General features: G+C 68.4%; 20 protein-coding genes. 10 read left to right on the forward strand and 10 right to left on the reverse strand.

The window, feature by feature from the left end:
• Positions 1 to 135: 135 nt before the first annotated feature.
• Positions 136 to 921, forward strand: a complete 786-nt coding sequence (locus C2U31_RS17785; RefSeq protein ID WP_103273978.1) for an alpha/beta fold hydrolase — start codon at positions 136 to 138, stop codon at positions 919 to 921.
• On the opposite strand, the gene C2U31_RS17790 is transcribed toward C2U31_RS17785, so the two are convergent.
• Positions 881 to 1,543, reverse strand: coding sequence for a LysE family translocator (locus C2U31_RS17790; protein WP_103273979.1), 663 nt, complete (start codon positions 1,541 to 1,543; stop codon positions 881 to 883). The genes C2U31_RS17785 and C2U31_RS17790 overlap by 41 nt on opposite strands.
• A gap of 210 nt (positions 1,544 to 1,753) precedes the next feature.
• On the opposite strand from C2U31_RS17790, the gene C2U31_RS17795 reads away from it, so the two are divergent.
• Positions 1,754 to 2,290: a YaeQ family protein gene (locus C2U31_RS17795; RefSeq protein ID WP_103273980.1), complete on the forward strand. Its 537-nt coding sequence runs from the start codon at positions 1,754 to 1,756 to the stop codon at positions 2,288 to 2,290.
• A 20-nt stretch (positions 2,291 to 2,310) separates the two neighbouring features.
• Positions 2,311 to 2,595, forward strand: coding sequence for a type II toxin-antitoxin system ParD family antitoxin (locus C2U31_RS17800; protein ID WP_103273981.1), 285 nt, complete (start codon positions 2,311 to 2,313; stop codon positions 2,593 to 2,595).
• A 19-nt stretch (positions 2,596 to 2,614) separates the two neighbouring features.
• Here C2U31_RS17800 and C2U31_RS17805 read toward each other — a convergent pair whose 3' ends face one another.
• Positions 2,615 to 2,968 carry a gamma-glutamylcyclotransferase family protein gene (locus C2U31_RS17805; protein WP_103273982.1) on the reverse strand — a complete coding sequence of 118 codons (354 nt, stop codon included), beginning with the start codon at positions 2,966 to 2,968 and terminating at the stop codon, positions 2,615 to 2,617.
• 157 nt (positions 2,969 to 3,125) lie between these two features.
• Here C2U31_RS17805 and C2U31_RS17810 point away from each other — a divergent pair, with 157 nt between their 5' ends.
• On the forward strand, positions 3,126 to 3,755 hold the full coding sequence (locus C2U31_RS17810; protein WP_233772411.1) for a TetR/AcrR family transcriptional regulator: 630 nt from the start codon (positions 3,126 to 3,128) through the stop codon (positions 3,753 to 3,755).
• 130 nt (positions 3,756 to 3,885) lie between these two features.
• On the forward strand, positions 3,886 to 5,310 hold the full coding sequence (locus tag C2U31_RS17815) for an MFS transporter (RefSeq protein ID WP_103273984.1): 1,425 nt from the start codon (positions 3,886 to 3,888) through the stop codon (positions 5,308 to 5,310).
• An 8-nt stretch (positions 5,311 to 5,318) separates the two neighbouring features.
• Here the strand turns inward: C2U31_RS17815 and C2U31_RS17820 are convergent, their stop codons facing one another.
• Positions 5,319 to 5,939, reverse strand: coding sequence for a chorismate lyase (locus C2U31_RS17820; protein WP_103273985.1), 621 nt, complete (start codon positions 5,937 to 5,939; stop codon positions 5,319 to 5,321).
• Between the two features lie 91 nt (positions 5,940 to 6,030).
• Between C2U31_RS17820 and C2U31_RS17825 the strand changes: the two genes are divergently transcribed.
• Positions 6,031 to 6,762 (forward strand): pseudouridine synthase, encoded by a 732-nt coding sequence (locus C2U31_RS17825; protein ID WP_103276430.1) that lies wholly within the window; start codon positions 6,031 to 6,033, stop codon positions 6,760 to 6,762.
• A gap of 77 nt (positions 6,763 to 6,839) precedes the next feature.
• On the opposite strand, the gene C2U31_RS17830 is transcribed toward C2U31_RS17825, so the two are convergent.
• The gene (locus tag C2U31_RS17830; protein ID WP_103273986.1) at positions 6,840 to 7,742 is read right to left on the reverse strand and encodes a LysR family transcriptional regulator; all 903 of its coding nucleotides are present in this window, start codon (positions 7,740 to 7,742) and stop codon (positions 6,840 to 6,842) included.
• A gap of 372 nt (positions 7,743 to 8,114) precedes the next feature.
• Here C2U31_RS17830 and C2U31_RS17835 point away from each other — a divergent pair, with 372 nt between their 5' ends.
• The 3 genes from C2U31_RS17835 to adeC are packed head-to-tail and all read left to right on the forward strand — an operon-like array spanning position 8,115 to position 13,975.
• Complete coding sequence (locus C2U31_RS17835; RefSeq protein WP_369869674.1) at positions 8,115 to 9,314, forward strand: efflux RND transporter periplasmic adaptor subunit; 1,200 nt, start codon at positions 8,115 to 8,117, stop codon at positions 9,312 to 9,314.
• Between the two features lie 15 nt (positions 9,315 to 9,329).
• Positions 9,330 to 12,494: an efflux RND transporter permease subunit gene (locus C2U31_RS17840; protein ID WP_103273988.1), complete on the forward strand. Its 3,165-nt coding sequence runs from the start codon at positions 9,330 to 9,332 to the stop codon at positions 12,492 to 12,494.
• Positions 12,491 to 13,975: an AdeC/AdeK/OprM family multidrug efflux complex outer membrane factor gene (gene adeC / locus C2U31_RS17845; protein WP_369869675.1), complete on the forward strand. Its 1,485-nt coding sequence runs from the start codon at positions 12,491 to 12,493 to the stop codon at positions 13,973 to 13,975. The genes C2U31_RS17840 and adeC overlap by 4 nt, the downstream gene beginning before the upstream one ends.
• 103 nt (positions 13,976 to 14,078) lie before the next feature.
• On the opposite strand, the gene C2U31_RS17850 is transcribed toward adeC, so the two are convergent.
• Both C2U31_RS17850 and C2U31_RS17855 read right to left on the reverse strand, forming a co-directional pair.
• On the reverse strand, positions 14,079 to 14,330 hold the full coding sequence (locus C2U31_RS17850; protein ID WP_103273989.1) for a GlsB/YeaQ/YmgE family stress response membrane protein: 252 nt from the start codon (positions 14,328 to 14,330) through the stop codon (positions 14,079 to 14,081).
• A gap of 132 nt (positions 14,331 to 14,462) precedes the next feature.
• Positions 14,463 to 15,077, reverse strand: a complete 615-nt coding sequence (locus tag C2U31_RS17855; protein WP_103273990.1) for an SCO family protein — start codon at positions 15,075 to 15,077, stop codon at positions 14,463 to 14,465.
• 207 nt (positions 15,078 to 15,284) lie between these two features.
• Between C2U31_RS17855 and C2U31_RS17860 the strand changes: the two genes are divergently transcribed.
• On the forward strand, positions 15,285 to 16,040 hold the full coding sequence (locus C2U31_RS17860) for a bifunctional 2-polyprenyl-6-hydroxyphenol methylase/3-demethylubiquinol 3-O-methyltransferase UbiG (RefSeq protein WP_199770845.1): 756 nt from the start codon (positions 15,285 to 15,287) through the stop codon (positions 16,038 to 16,040).
• A 115-nt stretch (positions 16,041 to 16,155) separates the two neighbouring features.
• On the opposite strand, the gene C2U31_RS17865 is transcribed toward C2U31_RS17860, so the two are convergent.
• From C2U31_RS17865 to C2U31_RS17880, 4 genes are all read right to left on the reverse strand, one after another.
• Positions 16,156 to 18,225, reverse strand: coding sequence for a M3 family metallopeptidase (locus C2U31_RS17865; protein WP_103273991.1), 2,070 nt, complete (start codon positions 18,223 to 18,225; stop codon positions 16,156 to 16,158).
• Positions 18,226 to 18,428: 203 nt separating this feature from the next.
• A complete protein-coding gene (gene folD, locus C2U31_RS17870; RefSeq protein ID WP_103273992.1) occupies positions 18,429 to 19,289 on the reverse strand; it encodes a bifunctional methylenetetrahydrofolate dehydrogenase/methenyltetrahydrofolate cyclohydrolase FolD in 861 nt (286 codons plus the stop codon).
• Positions 19,286 to 19,912 carry a response regulator transcription factor gene (locus tag C2U31_RS17875; RefSeq protein ID WP_103273993.1) on the reverse strand — a complete coding sequence of 209 codons (627 nt, stop codon included), beginning with the start codon at positions 19,910 to 19,912 and terminating at the stop codon, positions 19,286 to 19,288. The genes folD and C2U31_RS17875 overlap by 4 nt, the downstream gene beginning before the upstream one ends.
• Positions 19,909 to 21,663: a PAS domain S-box protein gene (locus C2U31_RS17880; RefSeq protein WP_103273994.1), complete on the reverse strand. Its 1,755-nt coding sequence runs from the start codon at positions 21,661 to 21,663 to the stop codon at positions 19,909 to 19,911. Before C2U31_RS17880 ends, C2U31_RS17875 begins: the two co-directional genes overlap by 4 nt.
• Positions 21,664 to 21,732 lie beyond the last annotated feature (69 nt).

The raw sequence follows: 21,732 nt of genomic DNA on the forward strand, positions 1-21,732 counted from the left end.
GATTCTATAGCGATTGGCCCGCCATCGAAGGCGGGCCGTCGCGCGCGCTTCTACGATGGGTTTTTATGTTGCCGTTCAGTGCCAGGCCCGCGTTGCGGCCGGGCGCCAGGGCGGCGCGATCATCATGGAGTCCGTATGGCAAACACTTTTCACCGCGTGGGCAATGGCCCCCATCCCGTCCTGGTCCTGCCCGGCTGGTTTGGCGATGCGCATGCCTTCGAGCCGATCGAAGCCTGGCTGGACGGCGGCGCGTTCAGCTATGTGTTCATGGATTACCGGGGCTATGGCGGCATGCGGGACGCGCCGGGCGACTACACGATCGACGAAATCGCCACGGACGCGCTCGCGCTGGCGGACGAGCTGGGGTTCGCGTCGTTCAGCCTGATCGGGCATTCGATGGGCGGCATGGCGATCGAGCGGATCGCCGCGCTCGCGCCCGAGCGCGTGCGCGCGCTGGTCGCCGTCGCGCCCGTTCCCTGCGGCGGGATACGGATGGATGCGGCGCGACGGGCCTTGTTTGAGGGCGCGGCTGTGCAGGTGGAACAGCGCCGGACCATCATCGACCGCAGCACCGGCGGGCGCCTGCCGGCATCGTGGGTGGCGTGGAAGGCGGCGTATTCGGCGGCACGCTCGATGCCAGCGGCCTTCGCCGCCTATTTTCACGCCTGGGCCGACACGGATTTCAGCGATGCGATCGACGGCAGGCATCCGCTGAAGGCGCTGGTGGGTCGACATGATCCCGTGTTCAACGCCGCCCTGATGGCCGACACCTATGCGCGCCGTTATCCGCTGGCCAGCGTGGAAGTGCTGGAGAACGCCGGCCACTATCCGATGAACGAAACGCCGCTGGCGCTGGCGGCCGCCATCGAGAGCTTCCTGCTCAGCGTTTCTCCAGCGCCAGCTTCAGCCCGAACGCGATGAACACCGCGCCCGTCATCCGGTCCAGCCCGCGCATGACGGCCGGGCGCGACAGCCAGCGCGCCAGCGGGCGCGTGGCCGCGACCAGCAGGCCGAACCACAGCATGCCGAGCACGGCATGCACGGCGGCCAGCAGCAGGCTGAAGCGCATCACGTCGGCGCCGGCGGGGATGAATTGCGGCAGGAAGGTGACGTAGAACACGCCGATCTTGGGATTGAGCGCGTTGGTCAGGCAGCCGCGCATGAACCAGCCGGCGCCGCCGGAGGCGGGACGGGCGGACAGTTCCGCCGCCAGCAGCGCGGAGCCGCCGGCCTGGCCTGCCTGGCGGCATCCGGGCCAGGTGTTCCACAGCAGTCGCGCGCCCAGGTAGAACAGATAGGCGGCCGCGGCGATGCGCAGCACGTCGTAGGCGAAGGTGGACACGGCCAGCAGCGATCCGAGCCCGAACGCGGCCGCCGCGCCCCAGGCCAGGCAGCCGGTGCTGATGCCCAGTCCGGCCAGCAGCGCGCGCCGTCCGCCCTCGACCGCGGCGGTGCGCAGCACCAGGGCGTTGTCCAGGCCTGGCGTGACGGTGAGGATGGCAGCGGCCAGGGTGAAGGCGAGCAGGGCGGCGGTGGCGGTCATGGCGGGGTTCGCGGGTGGGCGGGCGACAGTAGGGCTTGCGATGAGGGGCGGTCGCGATGGTCATCGGCGCTGCGTCCGCGACTGCAATGGGACACGGGCCGGGCGCGGCCTGAACGCAGTGTAGCGCCGCGCGCCGGGGCGCGGCAGGGGAAGGCGGCTGGCGGTATCATGGCGGGTTTCGCGATACGCGTTCACTTCCGGAATTCCATCATGGCCCTGCGCGCCACCATCTACAAGGCCGACCTCAACGTGGCCGACACCGACCGCCACTATTACGGCACGCACGGCCTGACCGTGGCCCGCCATCCGTCCGAGACCGACGAGCGCATGATGGTGCGCCTGGTCGCGTTCGCGCTGCACGCCAGCGAGGAGCTTGCCTTCACCAAGGGACTGAGCGATACCGACGAGCCGGACCTCTGGGAAAAGGACCTGACCGGCGCGGTCAAGCTGTGGATCGAAGTCGGCCAGCCCGAGGAACGCCGCATCCTGCGCGCCTGCGGCCGCGCCGAGCAGGTCATCGTCTATTGCTATGGCGGCTCGGCCAGCAAGATCTGGTGGGACGGCGTGCGCAACAAGCTGGAACGCGCCCGCAACCTGAAGATCGTCAACCTGCCGTCCGAACAGAGCCGCGCGCTGGCGCAGCTGGCCGAGCGCACGATGCAGGTCAACGTCAATATCTCTGACGGCATCGTTTATTTCTCGGCCGACAAGGGCGAGGCTACGATCGAGCCGGAAACCTGGCGTTGATTCGTGAAACGGGAGCAGGCATGAGTGCAGATCAGAAACGATTGACCGTTGCCTTGCCCCCGGTGCTGCTTGCTGAAATCAGGCTGGCGGCGCAAGACATGGGCTACGCCTCGATTGGCGAAGTCGTGCGGGAGGCGCTGCGCGAATGGGCATGTCGGCGCGAGTCTGTGTCCATCAAGTCGGCATCTCTGGAAGCGGATATCGCCAAGGGGTTGGCTGATATGGCGGCCGGGCGGGTCACGACCTTCGACGTGGCAGATATCGCCGAGCGAGGGAGGCGGCAGCTGGCCGCTGGCTCCCACTAGCAAGAATGCGAGCAACGCGCTATTGCGCGCGCACGTACACCCAGGCTTTCTTCCCCGACTTCAACGGCGCGAGCACGCGCTTGTAGTCCGAGACTTCATAGTCGTCGGCGGCCGCCAGCTCGGCGGGCGTGATGCGAAAGACCTGACCGGCGACCTCGTCGGCGGGCATGCCGGTGGGCGACACGATGGGATGGAATTTCTGACCGCTGGCGCGCAGCACCTCGGGATCGGTGATCTCGACCATGTCCAGGCGGTAGCCGATCATGGCGTCGTTCTCGCCGCCCAGGGGGCGGCCGAAGGTCGACAGCTGCACGCTTTCCTGCTGCAGGGTGCCGTAAGAAAACAGTAATTCCGTTTGCTGCGCTTCAGTCATGAACCATCTCTCAGAGTGGGGCGGGCGCGAGGCTCGCCGGGGGTGGGTCTGGCGGTGAAAACGTTGTGTGGTGAATTATATTGCGCAAGCCCATTCCGCCTTGCGGAGGACGGCACGAATAAAAAATGCTTGCGCGCCGATGTCGCGGCTCATTAATATGATGATCATCATATTTACTGTCGCCGCCATGTCCCGTTCCACTCCCCGCAAAGAGCAGACCCACGAGCGCATCGTCGAGGTCGCCGCGCGCGCCGTGCGCCGCGAGGGCTACGCCGGCGTGGGCGTGGCTGACATCATGAAGGAAGCGGGGCTGACCCACGGTGGCTTCTACGCGCACTTTCCGTCGCGCGACGCGATGCTGGTCGAGGCGGTCGAGCGCGCCGGGCAGGATGGCGCCGCGCGCCTGATGCAGCGGATGGAACAATGGCGCGAGCAGGGCGCCAGCCCGCTGCGCGCGCTGGTCGAGACCTATCTGTCGGAAGCGCATCTGGGCGGCTGCGAGGGCGGCTGCCCGGTGTCGTCGCTGGTGTCCGAAATGCCGCGCCAGTCGCCGGAGCTGCGCGAGTCCGGCGCGGGCCGGGTGCGCGGGCTGATGAATCTGGTGCGGCGTTTCCTGCCGGCCGATGCCCGGCCCGGCGCGGCGACGGCCGTGACCAGCACCCTGGTGGGCGCCTTGCAACTGGCACGCGCATTGGGCGACAACGCCGAGGGGCGGGCGGTGCTGGCCGAGGCGAGCCAGGCGCTGCTGTCGCGCTACGAACCGGAGGGTGAACGCGCGCCGCATTGATGGGATGCAAGTCGCGGCCGCCGTGCGCGGCCATTTTCTTATTCCTGAATATGATGATCATCATATTTTTCCGCGCGTGAAGCGCAACGCCCGCCCCGCAAGGCGCGGTTTTCCTGGAATCCGTTCAATCATGTCTTCCTCGGTTCATACGCCCGCGCCGTCTTCGGCGGAATTCGCGGGGTCTCCCTGGCCGGTCTTCTGGATCGCCAGCGTCGCGGTCTTCCTGGTGTCGCTGGACGCCACTTTGCTGTACGCCGCCTTCGGCGCGCTGCGAGCAGGCTTTCCCCAGGCCTCGGCGGCCGATATGTCGTGGGTGCTGAACGGCTACACCGTGGTCTATGCCGCCATGCTGATCCCTTCCGGCGGGCTGGCCGACGCCTATGGCCGCAAGCGCATGTTCCTGACCGGCGTGGCCCTGTTCCTGGCGGCATCGGCGGCCTGCGGCCTGGCCGGCGGCGTGGGCTGGCTGGTGGGCGCGCGCGTGGCGCAGGCGGTCGGCGCGGCCTTGCTGACGCCGGCGTCGCTGTCCATCGTGCTGGCCGCCTTTCCGGTCGCGCAGCGCACCGTGGCCGTGAGCCTGTGGGGCGCGGTGGCGGGGCTGGCGGCGGCGGTCGGCCCCAGCCTGGGCGCTTTCGTGGTGGACGCGGCGGGCTGGCCCTGGGCCTTCTACATCAACGTGCCGCTGGGCGCGCTGTCGCTGTGGCGCGGCGCGCGCCTGCTGCAGGAATCGGTGCGGCCCGAGTCGCGGCGGCGCCTGGACGGGGTGGGCATGGCCCTCTTGATCCTGGGCGTGGGCGCGGTGGCGCTGGCCATCGTGCAGTCGGAGTCGCCGGCCTGGTCGGCCGGCGAGCTATGGGTTGCCGCCGCCGTCGGCGCGGGCGCGCTGGCCGCCTTCGTGGCCTGGGCCCGCGTCGCGCCGCAGCCGCTGGTGGATCTGGCGCTGTTCCAGCACCGTAGCTATCGCTACGCGAACCTGGCGACGCTGAGCTTCGGCATCGCCTTCGCGATGATGTTCTTCGCCTTCTTCTTCTACATGATGGGCGTCTGGCACTACAGCCTGCCCAAGGCCGGGCTGGCGGTGACGCCGGGGCCGTTGCTGGTCATGCCCACCGCCATCGTGACCGGCAGGCTGGCCGCGCGCATGGGGCATCGGCCGTTCCTGGTCGGCGGCGCCTTGCTGTACGCGGTGGCCGGGCTGTGGTTCCTGCTGGTGCCGGGCGCGGAGCCTGACTATCTGGGCGCCTGGTTGCCGGGCCTGGTGCTGAGCGGCCTGAGCGTGGGCATGGTGCTGCCTTCGCTGGCCGGCGCGGCCGTCAGCCGGCTGCCGGCGCAGCATTATGCGGTGGGCAGCGCCGTCAATCAGGCCACGCGCCAGATCGGCGCCGTGCTGGGCGTGGCGATCACGGTGCTGCTGTTGGGCAAGGGTGCGCTGAGCCACGCGGATTTCGATCCGCTGTACATGGCGCATGTGGGCCTGGCCTTGCTGACGGGGCTGCTGTGCCTGGCGGTGGACACGAGGCCGACCGCGACGCCCGCCGCAAGGCCGGCGCGTTGAGGCGGGCCTCAGCGCGGCGTGCGCTGGTGCGGCATGAGCGGCGGCACGGGCTTGCCGGCGACCAGTTGCCAGAAGGCGGGCAGGAAGCACTCCGCCACCAGCAGCGGCCGGCCCTGACGCCAGAACACCGAGCGGCGCGCCCAGATGCGGGCGGCATCGAGTTCGCGCGCGTCGGGCGGCAGCGCGCCGATGGCGGTGGCGTGAAAGGGCACGGGCGAGGCCAGCCGGCGGCAGGCGAAAGGCGAGCGGATGACCGTGCGATCGTGATAAAGCATGTCGGCCAGCGGCCGCGTGCGCAGGCGCCGCATGCCCTGCCAGGCGCCGTGCGAGGCGGCCAGCGGCGTCAGGCTGCGGGCCGGCACGCTGTCCACGCCGTCGACGGACATCAGCACTTCGCGGATCCAGACCGGCGCGCCGGGCGCGATGCGCATGGCGCGCGCTTCATCCTGCGGCGCGCCGTCGGCGTACTCGGCCAGCACCCGCAGCCGCACCTGGCCCACCTGGCGCAGTCCGGCGGTCAGGGCGCCAGGACGGAACAGCCAGTGGCGCTGGGCGGGGGTGAGGGCGGGCGGCGCGCTGGCCAGCCAGCCGGCGGCGAGAGGAGGGCGGAATGCTGCGGGAAGGATCATGGCTGCGTATTATGCCAAGAGCCGCGCCCGGGCCCTTGCGGCGTGATGCCGCAGGCCGGGCGGCGGCGGGGCTGGGCATACAATGGCGGCCATGGAAAAAGTACGCATCTCCAAGCTCATGTCCGAGCGTGGGCTCTGTTCGCGCCGCGAGGCCGATGGTTATATCGAGCGCGGCTGGGTCCGCGTCGACGGCGTGGTGGTGTCCGAACTGGGCGCCCGCGCGTTTCCCGACCAGGTCATCACGCTGGAACGCGCCGCGCAGGCGCGCCAGACCTCGCGCGTCACGATACTGATCAACAAGCCGGTGGGCTATGTGTCCGGCCAGGCCGAGAAGGGCTATACCCCGGCCGTGGCGCTGATCGACGCGCGTTCGCGCTTCGCCGCCGACCGCGCGCCGCAGCGCTTCGAGCGCGGCCATCTGGACGGCCTGGCCGTGGCCGGCCGGCTGGACATCGATTCCCAGGGCCTGCTGGTGCTGACGCAGGACGGTCGCATCGCCAAGCAGCTGATCGGCGAGGATTCCGAGGTCGACAAGGAATACCTGGTGCGCGTGCAGGGCAGCCTGTCGGATCGCGGCCTCGAACTGTTGAATCACGGCCTGTCGCTGGACGGCAAGGCCCTGCGGCCGGCCCAGGTGCGCTGGCAGAACAGCGACCAGCTGCGCTTCGTGCTGCGCGAGGGCAAGAAGCGTCAGATCCGCCGCATGTGCGAGCTGGTCGGCCTCAAGGTGGTGGGCCTGAAGCGCGTGCGCATCGGCCGCGTGGCGCTGGGCGACCTGCCGCTGGGGCAGTGGCGCTATCTGCGCGAGGACGAGCGCTTCTAGGTCTGCCCCGTCCCGGTCCGGGCGCCGCCCCGGGCCTTATCCGCACACAGATTTTTCAGTCTGTTTCCAGCGCGCCGTCATTTCATGAAAGCGGCGCTATCCTTCGTTGGCCCGCTACCCAGGCGCTCCATCAGGAATTCGATGAAGATCCGGGTCTTGGCGGGCAGGAGCCTGGTCTCGGTGACCGCATAGACGGGGAAGGGCCCCAGCTGCCAGTCGGGCAGCACCCGCAACAGCTGGCCCGAACGCTGTTCCTCGCGCTGGCCGCCGACCAGCACCGCGATGCCCGCGCCCAGCATCGCCAGCCGGCGCGCCATGGCGACGCCGTTGACCGAAAAGCGGTTGCCGGGCGTGAACTCGATGTGCTGGTCGCCGTTGTTCAGCGGCCAGCGCGTGACGCGGCCGGCGCCTTCCGCGCGGAACTCGATGCACTCGTGGCGGGTGAGGTCGCTGGGATGCTTGGGCTCCCCGTGTTTTTCCAGGTACTCGCGCGACGCGTACAGATAGGCCGGCAGCATGCCCAGCAGGCGCGCGATCTGCGTCGAGTCGGGCAGTTCGCCGATCTCGATGGACACGTCGCAGGTCTGGAACACGCGCTGCGCGTGGTCCGGGTTGGCGAGGTCGAGATAGAAGGTGACGTCCGGATAGCGCAGGGAGAATTCCATGAACGATTCGGCCAGGAAGTCCGTGCCGAAGTCGGCGGGCATGTTGACCCGCAGCGGGCCGACCGGGGTGTCGACCAGCTTCTGCAATTCTTCATGGGCGATCTGGGCCTCGGCCACGATCAGTTGGCAGCGTTCGAAGTACAGGCGGCCGGCGTCGGTCAGTTCGACCTTGCGCGTGGTGCGGCTGAGCAGGCGCAGCCCCACGGAGCGTTCGAGTTCGGCCACCTGGCGAGACAAAGTCGACTTGGGGATGCCCAGGCTGGCGGCGGCGCGGCTGAAACTATGCGTCTTGGCCACTTCGACGAAGAGCTCCATGCCTTGTAAACGTTTCATGGCGGAATTTTGTCATAGAGGGAGTCGTAAGATTGTCCCACAGATGGAATGATGTTTTCTCTTGATTGCTCTTTGTTTCTCGTGCGGGATAACGCAGAATGCGAGTTCTGCATTGCAGCAACGCCCTGCCTGACCGTCCGAGTCCACCATTTCCCCGAACCGCTACCCGATCCGCGCGCCGCGTGGACCCAGAGCTGTTGTTTTCCAAAATGTAGAGCGGGCGGGCCGTACACAAGCCGTCCGGGCGAGGTACGCTCGGCGCTTCCGGGCAAGGCCGTCTTCCGCCGTTGCGTCGCGCGTCAGTCCGCGCGGCCGGTCGGGGGGCAACTTTTATCGTGATTGGGAACTGAACGTATGAACAAGAAAAGCGCTATGTGGCGCGGCGCGGCGGTCGTCGCGCTGACGGCATCGGCCCTCACCCTGGCCGCTTGCGGCAAGAAGCAGGACGCGCCCCAGGCGGGCAAGCCGCAGGTTTCGGTCGTGACCCTGTCCACCAAGGCGGTTTCCCTGACCACCGAGCTGCCGGGCCGCACCTCGCCGTTCCGCGTGGCCGAGGTCCGGCCGCAGGTCAACGGCATCGTGCAGAAGCGGCTGTACACCGAAGGCGGCGACGTCAAGGCCGGGCAGCAGCTCTACCAGATCGATCCCGCCTTGTACCAGGCCACGCTGGACAGCCAGAAGGCCGCCCTGGCGCGCGCCCAGGCGCAGCAGAAGACCGCCGCGCTGCTGGTCGAACGCTACAAGCCGCTGGTGGCCACGCGCGCCGTCAGCCAGCAGACCTATGACAACGCCGTCGCCTCGCGCGACCAGGCGGCCGCCGATGTGCTGTCGGCCAAGGCCGCGCTGGACACGGCGCGCATCAACCTGGTCTACACCAAGGTGCTGTCGCCCATCGACGGCATCATTGGCCGCTCCTCGGTGACCGAGGGCGCGCTGGTGACCGCCAATCAGGCCGCCGCGCTGGCCGCCGTGCAGCAGATCGATCCGATGTACGTCGACGTGACGCAGTCCAGCGTGCAACTGCTGCGCCTGCAGGAAGCGCTGGCCAGCGGCCAGCTGACCCGCGCCGACGGCGAGCAGTCCGCGGTGGTCACGCTGACGCTGGAAGACGGCACGCAGTACAAGCAGCAGGGCAAGCTGCAGTTCTCGGAAGTCACGGTGGATCCGGGCACGGGTTCGGTCACGCTGCGGGCGGTGTTCCCCAATCCTGACCGCCGGCTGCTGCCGGGCATGTTCGTGCGCGCCCGCCTGGTCGACGGCGTGGCCAGCCAGGGCCTGCTGGTGCCGCAGCGCGGCGTGACGCGCAACCAGCGCGGCGAGCCGACGGCGATGGTGGTCAACGCCGAGAACAAGGTCGAACTGCGCACCTTGAAGACCGACCGCGCCGTGGGCGACCAGTGGCTGGTCAGCTCGGGGCTGGCGGCGGGCGACAAGGTGATCGTCGAGGGTCTGCAGATGGTGCGTCCCGGCGTCGAGGTCGTGGCCACCGAGGCCGGCGCCAAGCCGCAGACGGCGCAGCAGCCGCCAGCGGCCGCCGACGCGAAGAAGCAGTAAGTCAGGGAGCCACGCATGGCAAAGTTTTTTATCGACAGGCCGGTATTCGCCTGGGTGATCGCGATCGTGCTGATGATGGCCGGCGCGCTTTCCATCCTGAAGCTGCCGGTCTCGCAGTACCCCAACATCGCGCCGCCGGCCATCGGCATCGCGGTGACCTATCCCGGCGCCTCGGCGCAGACGGTGCAGGACACCGTGGTGCAGGTGATCGAGCAGCAGATGAACGGCCTGGACGGGCTGGAGTACATCTCGTCGGAAAGCAACTCCGACGGCAGCATGTCCATCACGCTGACCTTCCGTCAGGGCACCAACCCCGACACCGCGCAGGTGCAGGTGCAGAACAAGCTGTCGCTGGCGCAGCCGCTGCTGCCGCAGGAAGTGCAGCAGCAGGGCATCCGCGTCACCAAGGCCACCAAGAACTTCCTGATCGTGGCGGGTTTCGTCTCCACCGACGGCACCATGACCAAGGACGATCTGGCGGACTACGTGGCGTCCTATGTGCAGGATCCGATCAGCCGCACGCAAGGCGTTGGTGACTTCCAGCTGTTCGGCTCGCAGTACGCGATGCGCATCTGGCTGAATCCGGACAAGCTCATCAACTACGGCCTGACCACCACCGATGTGGTCAACGCCATCAAGGAGCAGAACGTCCAGGTGTCGTCCGGCCAGCTGGGCGGCCTGCCGGCCGTGCGCGGCCAGCAGCTCAACGCCACCATCATCGGACCGTCGCGCCTGCAGAAGCCGGAAGACTTCGGCCGCATCCTGCTGAAGGTCAATCAGGACGGCTCGCAGGTGCGCCTGGCCAACGTGGCCAGCATCGAGCTGGGCGGCCAGACCTACGCCATCGACAGCTACTTCAACGGCAAGCCGGCCTCGGGCCTGGCGGTCAAGCTGGCGCCGGGCGCCAATGCGCTGGACACGGCGCAGGCGGTGCGCGACACCATCAACAGCCTGAAGCCGTTCTTCCCGCCGGGCATGGACGTGGTCTATCCGTATGACACGACCCCGTTCGTCAGCCTGTCGATCGAGGAAGTGTTCAAGACGCTGGCCGAGGCCATCGTGCTGGTCTTCCTGGTGATGTATCTGTTCCTGCAGAACTTCCGCGCCACCATCATTCCGACGCTGGCGGTGCCGGTGGTGCTGCTGGGCACCTTCGGCGTGCTGGCGGCCTTCGGCTATTCCATCAACACGCTGACCATGTTCGGCATGGTGCTGGCCATCGGCCTGCTGGTGGACGACGCCATCGTGGTGGTGGAGAACGTCGAGCGGGTGATGGCCGAGGAAGGGCTGACGCCCAAGCAGGCCACGCGCAAGTCCATGACCCAGATCACGGGCGCGCTGATCGGCATCGCCATGGTGCTGGCCGCCGTGTTCATTCCCATGGCCTTCTTCGGCGGTTCGACGGGCGTGATCTACCGCCAGTTCTCGATCACCATCGTCTCGTCCATGGTGCTGTCGGTGATCGTGGCCATCGTCTTCACGCCGGCGCTGTGCGCCACCATGCTCAAGCCGATTCCCAAGGGCCATCATGGCGCCAAGCGCGGTTTCTTCGGCTGGTTCAACCGTACGTTCGACCGCAGCACCGAGGGCTATGCCAACACGGTGTCGCGCGTGCTGAACCGTGGCAAGCGGCTGATGCTGGTCTATCTGGCCATCGTCATCGCCATGGCCTGGATGTTCACGCGCATCCCGACCGCGTTCCTGCCGGATGAGGACCAGGGCATTCTCTTCGCCCAGATCCAGACGCCGTCGGGCGCCACCGCCGAGCGCACCAAGGCTGTCATCGACGAGGCCACCAAGTACCTGCTGGAAGAAGAGAAGGACGCTGTCACCTCGGTGTTCGCCGTCAACGGCTTCAACTTCGGCGGCCGTGGCCAGAACGCGTCCATCCTGTTCATCAAGCTGCGCGACTGGGACGAACGCGGCGCCGCCAGCCTGAAGGCCCGCGCCGTGGCCGCGCGCGCCAACGCCCACTTCCGCAAGACCGTGCGCGACGCCATGCTGTTCGTGGTGCCGCCGCCCTCGGTGATGGAGCTGGGCAACGTGACCGGCTTCGACTTCATGTTGATGGACCGCGCCGGCGTGGGCCACGAGAAGCTGCTGGCCGCGCGCAACCAGCTGCTGGGCGCCGCGGCCAAGAGCCCGGTGCTGCAGGGCGTGCGCCCGAACGGCATCGAGGACGCGCCGCAGTACCAGCTCGACATCGACCGCGAGAAGGCGCGCGCGCTGGGCGTGGCGGTGTCCGACATCAACAGCACGCTGGCCACCGCCTGGGGTTCGTCCTACGTCAACGACTTCATCGACCGCGGTCGCGTGAAAAAGGTGTTCGTGCAGGGCGACGCATCCGCGCGCATGCTGCCCGAGGACCTGGAGAAATGGTACGTGCGCAACAAGAACGGCGACATGGTTCCGTTCTCGGCCTTCTCGTCTGCCAGCTGGACCTACGGCCCGCAGAAGCTGAACCGCTACAACGGCTCGCCGTCCTTCAACATCCAGGGCCAGGCCGCGCCGGGCTACAGCTCGGGCGCCGCCATGCAGGAGATGGAGCGCCTGGCCGCGCAGCTGCCGACCGGCGTGGGCTACGAATGGACCGGCATGTCGTTCGAAGAGCGCTTGTCGGGCGCGCAGGCGCCGGCGCTCTACGCGATCTCGCTGATTGTGGTGTTCCTGTGCCTGGCCGCGCTGTATGAGAGCTGGTCGATCCCGTCGGCGGTGATGCTGGTGGTGCCGCTGGGCATCATCGGGGCGCTGGCCGCGACCTTGCTGCGCGGGCTGTCCAACGACGTGTACTTCCAGGTGGGGCTGCTGACCACCGTGGGCCTGGCGGCGAAGAACGCGATCCTGATCGTGGAATTCGCCAAGGAGCACTACGAGTCGGGGGCGGGGCTGATCGAGTCGGCCATCCATGCCGCGCGCCAGCGCCTGCGGCCCATCCTGATGACTTCGCTGGCCTTCATCCTGGGCGTGGTGCCCCTGGCGATTTCCTCGGGCGCGGGCTCGGGCAGCCAGAACGCCATCGGCACCGGCGTGATCGGCGGCATGCTGACCGCCACCTTCCTGGCCATTTTCTTCGTTCCCACCTTCTTCGTGGTCATGCTCAAGCTGTTCAAGGTCAAGCGCATGAGCGAACAGCGCGACAAGCACGAAACCGACGTCGCGGCGGAGGGACCTGCGCAATGATGATTCCGATGAGAACCCTGTTGTCCGTATCCCTGGCGGCGGCCCTGGCGGGCTGCTCGCTGGCCCCGACCTACGAGCGCCCGGACGCGCCGGTCAGCGCCGCCTATCCGGCCGGCGCGGCCTACAAGCCCGACGCGGTCAACCCCCCCGGCGTGGCCACGGCCGACGTCGGCTGGCGCGACTTCTTCACCGACCCGCTGTTGCAGCGGCTGATCGAGATGTCGCTGGCCAACAACCGCGACCTGCGCGTGGCGGCGCTGAACGTCGAGGCCGCGCGCGCGCAATACCGCATTCAGCGTTCCAACCTGATGCCCAGCGTCGGCCTGGCCGGCAAGGAAACCGCGCAGCGCACGCCGGGCAGCCTGACGCCCAGCGGCGAGGCCACCACCAGCCACAACTACCAGGTGGGCGCCGCGCTGTCGACCTGGGAGCTGGACCTGTTCGGCCGCATCCGCAGCCTGAGCGACAAGGCGCTGGAGTCGTATCTGGCGCTGGACGAGACGCGCACGGCCACGCAGCTGTCGCTGGTCGCCGAAGTCGCCAACGCCTACCTGACGCTGCGCGCCGACCAGGAGCTGCTGGCGCTGACGCGCGACACGCTCAAGAGCCAGCAGGATTCGTTCAAGCTGACGCAGCAGAGCTACGACATCGGCCTGTCGACCGCGCTGGACCTGAGCCAGGCCGAGGTCGGCCTGCGCACCGCCGAACGCAACTTGTCGCAGTACACGCGCCAGGCCGCGCAGGACCGCAATGCGCTGGTGCTGCTGGCGGGCCAGCCGCTGCCTGACGACCTGTCGGCGGCGCTGGACCAGGCCGTGAGGCTGGACGACGGCATGCTGCCCACCGCCTTGCCGGCCGGGCTGCCGTCCGACCTGCTGGCGCGCCGCCCGGACATCCGCGCGGCCGAGCACCAGCTCAAGGGCGCCAACGCCAACATCGGCGCGGCGCGCGCGGCCTTCTTCCCGACCATCAGCCTGACCGGCACGGCGGGCACGGCCAGCTCCAGCCTGGGCGGCCTGTTCGATGGCGGTTCGGGGGCCTGGAGCTTCACGCCGCAGATCACGGTGCCGATCTTCGCCGGCGGCTCGCTGCTGGCCGGACTGGACCTGGCCCATGTGCAGAAGAACGTGCAGATCGCGCAGTACGAAAAGGCGATCCAGTCGGGCTTTCGCGAAGTGGCCGACGCGCTGGCCGGGCGCGGCACGCTGGACGAGCAGATCCAGGCGCAGCGCCTGCTGGTGGACGCCAGCCAGCGCGCCTACGATGTGTCCGACCAGCGCTTCCGCCAGGGTATCGACAACTACCTGAGCGTGCTGGATTCGCAGCGTTCGCTGTACAGCGCCCAGCAGTCTCTGGTGGACACGCGCCGCGCGCGTCTGTCCAACCTGGTGAACCTGTACAAGGCGCTGGGCGGCGGCTGGACCGAGCGCACCGCCTCGGCGGCGGGCGCGGCGCAACCGGCGCAAGCCGCCGGCGGCTGATCCGCGGGCCGGCTGGCGGCTAGGCAGCAAAAGCAACGGGCCGACCCCGCGAGGGGCCGGCCCGTTTTCCTGCGCGCCGGAACTGGCCGGGCAGGGCGCTGCGTCAGGCGCGTTTCTTGGCGATCAGGCCGACCACGAAGAGCACGATGATGGCGCCCACCACCGAGGCGATCCAGCCTGCCGGCTCGCCGTCGTGGTACCAGCCGAGCTGACGGCCGAGGAAGCCGGCGACCACCGAGCCGACGATGCCCAGGATGGTCGTCATGACGATGCCCATGGGCTGGTCCCCGGGCATGACGGCGCGGGCGATCAGGCCGACGATGAACCCGACGATGATCATGATGATGATGCTCATGCGCGTGCTCCTTGCGTAAGGAAAAGGTTGCGATGCGTCCCGATCATACTCACGCGCCGCGTTCATGGGGTGTAACAACACGTATGCGCGGCGCGCCCGCAACATGCTGCATCGCGATGGACGCCGACGGGTCTATGACGTCATGTCTATGAGCTGGCGGATGTCGCGGGTGAGCGCCTCGATGCTGTCGGTTTCCGAGGCCAGCAGCCGCGCGCGGCCCTTGTTGTCGAAAATGTACACGCCTCGGCTGTGCGTCACATCGTAGATCTCGGCGTCGTCGCCGGGCTTGGGCTTTTCGATCTGGTAGGCGACGCGGTAGCGGCGCGCCAGGTCGGCGATCTGCTTTTCGTCGCCGGTCACGCCGATGGCGTTCTTGTTGAACGCGTCCACATAGGCCTGCAGGATGTCGGGTGTATCGCGATGCGGATCCACGCTGACGAACACGATGCGCACGTCGCGCGCCTTGTCGCCCAGGTTCTGCAGCACGGCGGTCAGCTGGGCCATGGTGGTGGGGCAGATGTCCGGGCAGCTGGCGTAGCCGAAGAACAGCAGCACGGTCTTGCCCTTCAGGTCGTCGCTGCTGACGGTCTTGCCGCCCGCGCCGGGCAGCGAGAACTTCAGGTCGGGCAGGTGGCCCTTGACGTCGTAGAGGGTCCAGTTCACGTTCCGGTCGCCGCAGGCGGCGAGCAGGATGAACAGGGTCAGCAGCAGGCCGCGCCAGGCGCGGCCGCAAGTGAGGTGTCTCATGTATCCCAAGGCCGGTCGAGAAAGATAAACCCGTCGATTCTACCCGTATGCCCGGGGGCGGACGCGCCGGGCGCACGCGAACCGCTTGCGCTGGCGCAAGCCCCGCGCGCGGGCGTTTGTGAAGTTTTGTCGGAGCTTTGTCGTGAAAAGCGTTTTCGGGCTTGGCGGCGGCATCGGCCGAACTATATTCAGCCATCGGTCAGGCCGATGACTGCAAGCACACGAGGCTGGACCATGCGCTACCCGTACTATCCATACTTTCCCGTCGTCCTCGACATTCTTCATTCGCGCGCCGCCGAGCAGGTGCTAGACGCGCCTTGCGGCACCGGCTGGCTTGGCGACAACCTGCACGCGACGGCCCGGGGCAGCGTCGAACTGGACGGCGTGGGGCTGTGGGAGTTTCCCGAAGTCGGCGGCGGCTACCGCGAGGTCATCGAGCATGACCTGGAAACACCGCTGTCGCTGAATCGCCAGTACGACGCCGCCGTCTGCTGCGAAGCCATCCACCTGGTGACCAATCCCGGCGTGCTGGTCGAGAGCCTGCGGCGCGCACTGCGGCCGGGCGGCACCGTGGTCATCACCACGCCCAACACCTGGTACTTCCGCTCGCGCCTGCAGTTCCTGCTGCGCGGCTTCCATTCCGGCTTCCGGCCCATGGTGGGCCGCCAGCGCGGGCAGGACTACATCACGTATTTCCCCTGGAGCTATCCGCAGCTGCATCTGCTGCTGTCGCACTACGGCTACGTGGACATCACGCTGCACGAGGTCGACGAGGTCAAGCCCAAGCGGATGCTGGAGCATCTGCTGGCGCTGCCGTCGCGCCTGTATTACCGGCAGCGGATCAAGCGCGCCGAAAGCGAGGAAGCGCGGCAGTTCTGGCGCGAAGCCGCGCGCGACCAGTCGGTGCATGGCCGCTGGCTGGTGGTGTCGGCGCGGCGGTCGGTCGAGGACATGGCGGCCTGACAGGGACGGGCCGCAGGCGCGCATGCCGTGGCGCCGCGCGGCCCGCGCAGTCCCGGCGCACGCAAAGACGGCCCGCGTGCGCGGGCCGTCTTGTCCTGCAACCTGCATCGTCGCGTCAGGCGGCGCTCATGCCGCTGTGGCGCAGCAACGCGTCAATACGCGGCGCGCGGCCACGGAAGGCGGCGAAGGATTCCGCCGCCGGACGCGAACCGCCCACGGCCAGCACTTCGCGGCGGAAGCGCGCGCCGGTCTCCGGGTCCAGCGTGCCCAGCGCCGAGCCGGACGGCTGGCGGGCGGCGGCTTCCTCGAAGGCCTCGTAGGCGTCGGCCGACAGCACCTCGGCCCACTTGTAGCTGTAGTAGCCGGCGCCATAGCCGCCGGCGAACAGGTGCGAGAAGGCATGCGGCAGCCGGTGCCAGGCGGGCGGGAACAGCACCGCGACTTCCTGGCGCACTTCCTGCAGCAGGGCCAGCACCTGGGCGATGGAAATGCCCTGGGCGCGGTCGTGCATCAGCATGTCGAACAGCGCGAACTCGATCTGGCGCACGGTCTGCATGCCGCTCTGGTAGTTGCGCGCCGCGATCATGCGGTCGTAGAGCGCGCGCGGCAGCGTCTCGCCGGTGTCGGCGTGGGCCGACAGCTTCTGCACCACGGCCCATTCCCAGCAGAAGTTCTCCATGAATTGCGAGGGCAGTTCGATGGCGTCCCATTCCACGCTGGAGAAGGCGGCCGCGCCGGGTTCGTCCACTTCCGACAGCAGCGCGTGCAGTGCATGGCCGGTCTCGTGGAACAGCGTGATCACGTCGTCATGCGTCAGCACGGCGGCGCGCTCGCCGTTGGGGCGCGAGAAATTGCAGGTCAGGTAGGCCACCGGCGTCTGCAGGCGTCCGCCGGCCAGGCGGCGGGTGCGTTCGCTGTCGACCCAGGCGCCGCTCTGCTTGCCGGCGCGCGCGTACAGGTCCAGGTACAGATGGCCGATCAGCGCGCCCTCGGGGCTTTCCACGCGCACGCCGCGCACGTCGGCGTGCCAGGACGATACCGGCGTTTCCACCAGGCGCACGTTGAACAGGGTCTCGATGACCTCGTACAGGCCGGCCAGCACGCGCGGCTCGGTGAAGTACTGCTTGACCTCGTCTTCCGAGTAGGCGTAGCGCGATTCGCGCAGGCGCTCGGAGGCATAGGGCACGTCCCAGGGCTGCAGTTCGGCCAGGCCCAGCTCGGCGTCGGCATAGGCGCGCAGCTCGGTCAGGTCGCGCTGCGCGTAGGGCTTGGCGCGCGCGGCCAGGTCGCGCAGGAACTCGGTGACTTCGCGGGCGTCGCGCGCCATGCGGGTCTGCAGGCGCAGCCCGGCGAAGGTGCCCAGGCCCAGCAGGCCGGCTTCCTCGGCGCGCAGCGACAGCAGCTCTTCGATCAGCGGCGAGTTGTCGAACTGCGCGTCACCCTGTTCCGACGCGACGGTGCCATAGCCGCGGTACAGCGCCTCGCGCAGGTCGCGGTCGCGGGCGTACTGCATCACCGGCAGGTAGCAGGGCATTTTCAGCGTCAGCTTCCAGCCCGGCTTGCCGTCTTCCTCGGCGGCGGCGCGGGCGGCGGCCAGCACGTCGGCCGGGATGCCGGCCAGGCGCGCTTCGTCCTCGACGAACAGCGACCAGGCGTCGATGGCGTCCAGCACGTTCTCGGAGAACTTCTGCGAGGCCTGGGCCTCGCGGTCGGAAATGGCGGCGTAGCGCTCGCGGTCGGCGCCCTGCAGCTCGACGCCGCTCAGCCGGAAGTCGCGCAGCGCCATCTCGACGATGCGGCGGCGCACCGGCGTCCAGGCGGCGAAGTCCGGCGCGGCGGCCAGGCGCTGGTATTGCTTGTACAGGCCCTCGTGCAGGCCGACCCAGGTGGAGAATTCGGTGACCAGCGGCAGCGCGGCGTTGTAGGCCTCGCGCAGCTCGGGCGTGTTGACCACGGCGTTCAGGTGGCCCGCCACCGACCAGGCGCGCCACAGCCGCTCGGACGCGGTGTCCAGCGGCTCGGCCACGGCTTCCCAGGTGGCCGGCAGCGACGGGTCGGCGGCGTGCTCGACGGCCTGGCGCGCGATGCCTAGCAGTTCCTCGACGGCGGGCACGATGTGCGCGGGCGTGACGGCCGCGTAGTCGACCAGGTCGGAGACGGGGGCAAGCAGGGGATTCTGGGTCATGGCGGTAGCGGGTGGGAAGGGGTTGCGGGACGCGGCGGATGGCGGCGCGGCATATGCCTAACAGGTAGGGGCGATCGGCCCGAACGCAAGGGCAGGATAGAACATCCTGTGCTGTCGCGCTGGCTGGGGAGAGCCGCCCGCCCGCCGGGCCGCGACGGGCCGGGATAGGGCGGACGGGAGTGGGGCCGGACGGCCCCGGTCGCTCAGGCGGTCAGCCCGGCCGCGCGCTCGGCGGCCTCGACCGTGTTGACCAGCAGCATGGCGATGGTCATGGGGCCCACGCCGCCCGGCACGGGCGTGATGGCGCCGGCCACCTGGCTGGCGGAGGCGAAGTCCACGTCGCCGCACAGCTTGCCGTCGGCGCCGCGATTGATGCCCACGTCGATGACGACGGCGCCCGGCTTGATCATCGAGCCGTCGATCATGCCCGGCTTGCCGGTCGCCACGACCAGCACGTCGGCGCGGCGCGTCTGCGCGGCCAGGTCGCGGGTCTTGGAGTTGCAGATCGTGATGGTGGCGCCCGCCTGCAGCAGCAGCATGGCCATGGGCTTGCCGACGATGTTGCTGGCGCCCACGATGACGGCCTCGGCGCCGCGCAGGGCCACGCCTTCGGATTCCAGCATCTTCATCACGCCGTAGGGCGTGCAGGGGCGGAACAGCGGCTGGCCGGTCATGAGCAGGCCGGCGTTGCTGACGTGGAAACCGTCCACGTCCTTTTCGGCGGCGATGGCCTCGATGACCTTGTGCGCGTCCATGTGCTTGGGCAGCGGCAGCTGCACCAGGATGCCGTGGATGGCCGGATCGCGGTTCAGCGTGTCGATGCGGGCCAGCAGATCGGCCTCGGTCATGTCCGCCGGGTACTGCTCTTTCACGGAATGCAGGCCGGCCTTTTCGCAGGCGGCGACCTTGTTGCGCACATACACCTGGGAGGCGGGATCTTCGCCCACCAGCACCACGGCCAGGCCGGGGCGGGCGCCTTGCGCGGCCAGCGCGGCAACGCGCTGGGCGACTTCTTCGCGGATACGCTGCGAGAGCGCGACGCCGTCAATGATTCTTGCTGTCATGCATGCGCCTCGGGCTTGGCCAGGGCAACCTTCATCAGGTCTGCTACGGTGGTCACTTCAAGTTTTTCCATGATGTTGGCGCGGTGCGCCTCGACGGTCTTGATGCTGATGCCCAGGTCGTCGGCGATCTGCTTGTTCAAGCGGCCGGCGACGATGCGCTCCAGCACCTGCTGCTCGCGCGCGGTCAGGCGCGCCAGCATGGCTTCGTGGTCTTTCTGGGCCTGGTGCTTGCTGACGCGCTGCGTCGCCTGCTCCAGCATGCGCGCCACGATCTCGCGCAGGTCCGATTCGTTGAACGGCTTTTCGAGGAAGTCGACCGCGCCCTTCTTCATGGTGGATACGGCCATGGGCACGTCGCCGTGGCCGGTGATGAAGACGATAGGCAGCGGGGCGTTGCGGGCGATCAGCTGTTCCTGCAGTTCCAGGCCGCTCATGCCGGGCATGCGCACGTCGGCGATCAGCACGCCGATCTGGGCCGGATCGTAGTCTTCCAGGAAGGACTCGCCGCTGGCGTAGGCACGGACGCGATAGCCATTGGCCTCCAGCAGCCAGCGCAGCGAATCGCGGACCGCTTCGTCGTCGTCAACAATGAATACCGTGCTCGACAGGTGGGGCGTGTTCATGCGTGCAACTCCTCTGACTGGTCATTCTGGGCCTGCGGCTGGGGTGCAGCGCAGGGCAGGGTAAAGCGGAAAATGGTGCCGCCGGCGGGATTGGGGTCTGCCCACAGGCGGCCGTGGTGCGATTCGATAATGGTACGGCAGATATTCAGCCCCATGCCCAGGCCCTGGGACTTGGTGCTGAAGAAAGGTTCGAACAGGCGCTCGGGCTCGGCCAGGCCGTGGCCGCGGTCGACCACGGCCACCTCGATGTGCTGCTCGTGCAGGATCACGGCCACCTTGAGCTCGTCGGACTCGCTCTTTTCCATGGCTTCCAGGCCGTTCTTGAGCAGGTTGAGCAGCACCTGTTCGATCAGGATCGGGTCGGCCAGCACGTCCGGCGCGTTGGACGGCACGAAGCTGTCGATGCGGATGCGGCGCTTGCGCGCGTCGATCTCGGCGAAGCCGATGGCGTTGTCGACGATGCGGCCGATGGCCACGCGCTGGCGGCGCGGCTCGCTGCGTTTCACGAATTCGCGGATGCGGCTGATGATCTTGCCGGCGCGCTCGGCCTGCGAGGCGGCCTTTTCCAGCGCCGGCAGCAGCATGTTGGGGCTGGTGTGGCCGGCCTTGACCAGGGCCACCGCGCCCATGCTGTAGTTGGCGATGGCGGTCAGGGGCTGGTTCAGCTCGTGCGCCAGCGACGAGGCCATCTCGCCCATGGTGGTCAGGCGGCTGGTGAGCTGGATCTTCTCCTGCTGCACGCGCGAGGCTTCCTCATGCGTGCGACGCTCGGTGATGTCGCGCGCCACCTGCATGCGCACGCGGCGGCCGTCGGTCCAGGCCAGCATGCGGTGATGCACCTCGAACCAGCGCTGCACCGAAGGCGCGAACACTTCGACGGATTCGTCGGTGAAGCGGCCACGGCGGCCGGCCAGCAGTTCGTCATGGCCGCCGGTCTGGGCGCCGAACACGCGGCGGTAGGTGCGGTTGGCGAACAACAGCTCCAGGCCGTCGTGGGTGTCGGCCGTGACCGAGATGGCGTCGTCCAGGCCTTCGAGCACCGTCATGAAGCGTTCGTGCGCGGCGGTCAGCGCCTCGCGGATGCGCTTGGGCTCGGTGATGTCGGTCATGGAGGTCATCCAGCCGATCTGGTTGCCGTTGGGGTCCAGCAGCGGCGACACGTACATGCGGGCGGTGAAGCGCGAGCCGTCGCGGCGCTGGGCCTCGACCTCCAGGCCGCTGCTGGGCGTCTTGCCCGACATCAGCACGTCCAGCGTGTGCTGATGCTGTTCGTGGCGGCCGGGCACCCAATAGGGGAAGGGCGGGCTGCGGCCGATCAGGTCGGCCTCGTTCCAGCCGATCATGCGGCAGAAGGCGGGATTGACGTAGGCGATGCGGCCTTCCATGTCGAGCACCCGCATGCCGGTGGACATGGAGTTCTCCATGGCGCGGCGAAAGCCGGTCTCGGCGATCAGCGCGGCCTCGGCCGTCGAGCGGAAGCGGGTATAGCGCCACAGCATCAGCAGGCTGATGATGATCACGCAGGACAGCGCCAGCACCACCCAGAGCAGCCGTTGCTGGCGCATTTCCTGGTCGATGGTGACGAACATGACGCTGTCGTCGTGGATGCGCTGCAGCCAGAAGAACACCGCCATCACACAGATATAAAGGATCAGCACCAGGGCTGGCGTGACCCAGTACACCCCGCGGCGGCGCGTGCGGGCGTGGTCGTGGAATGGGGTGGGGATGTTGGACTTGGGCGCGCTGGACATGGAATTCGGGCCAGATAGACCCGGCATTTTAGTGCGTGTTGCCGGGGAATTGCCGGGAATCAAGCGGTC

Source organism: Achromobacter sp. AONIH1 (assembly GCF_002902905.1).
In the GTDB taxonomy this organism is placed as follows: Bacteria; Pseudomonadota; Gammaproteobacteria; order Burkholderiales; family Burkholderiaceae_B; genus Achromobacter.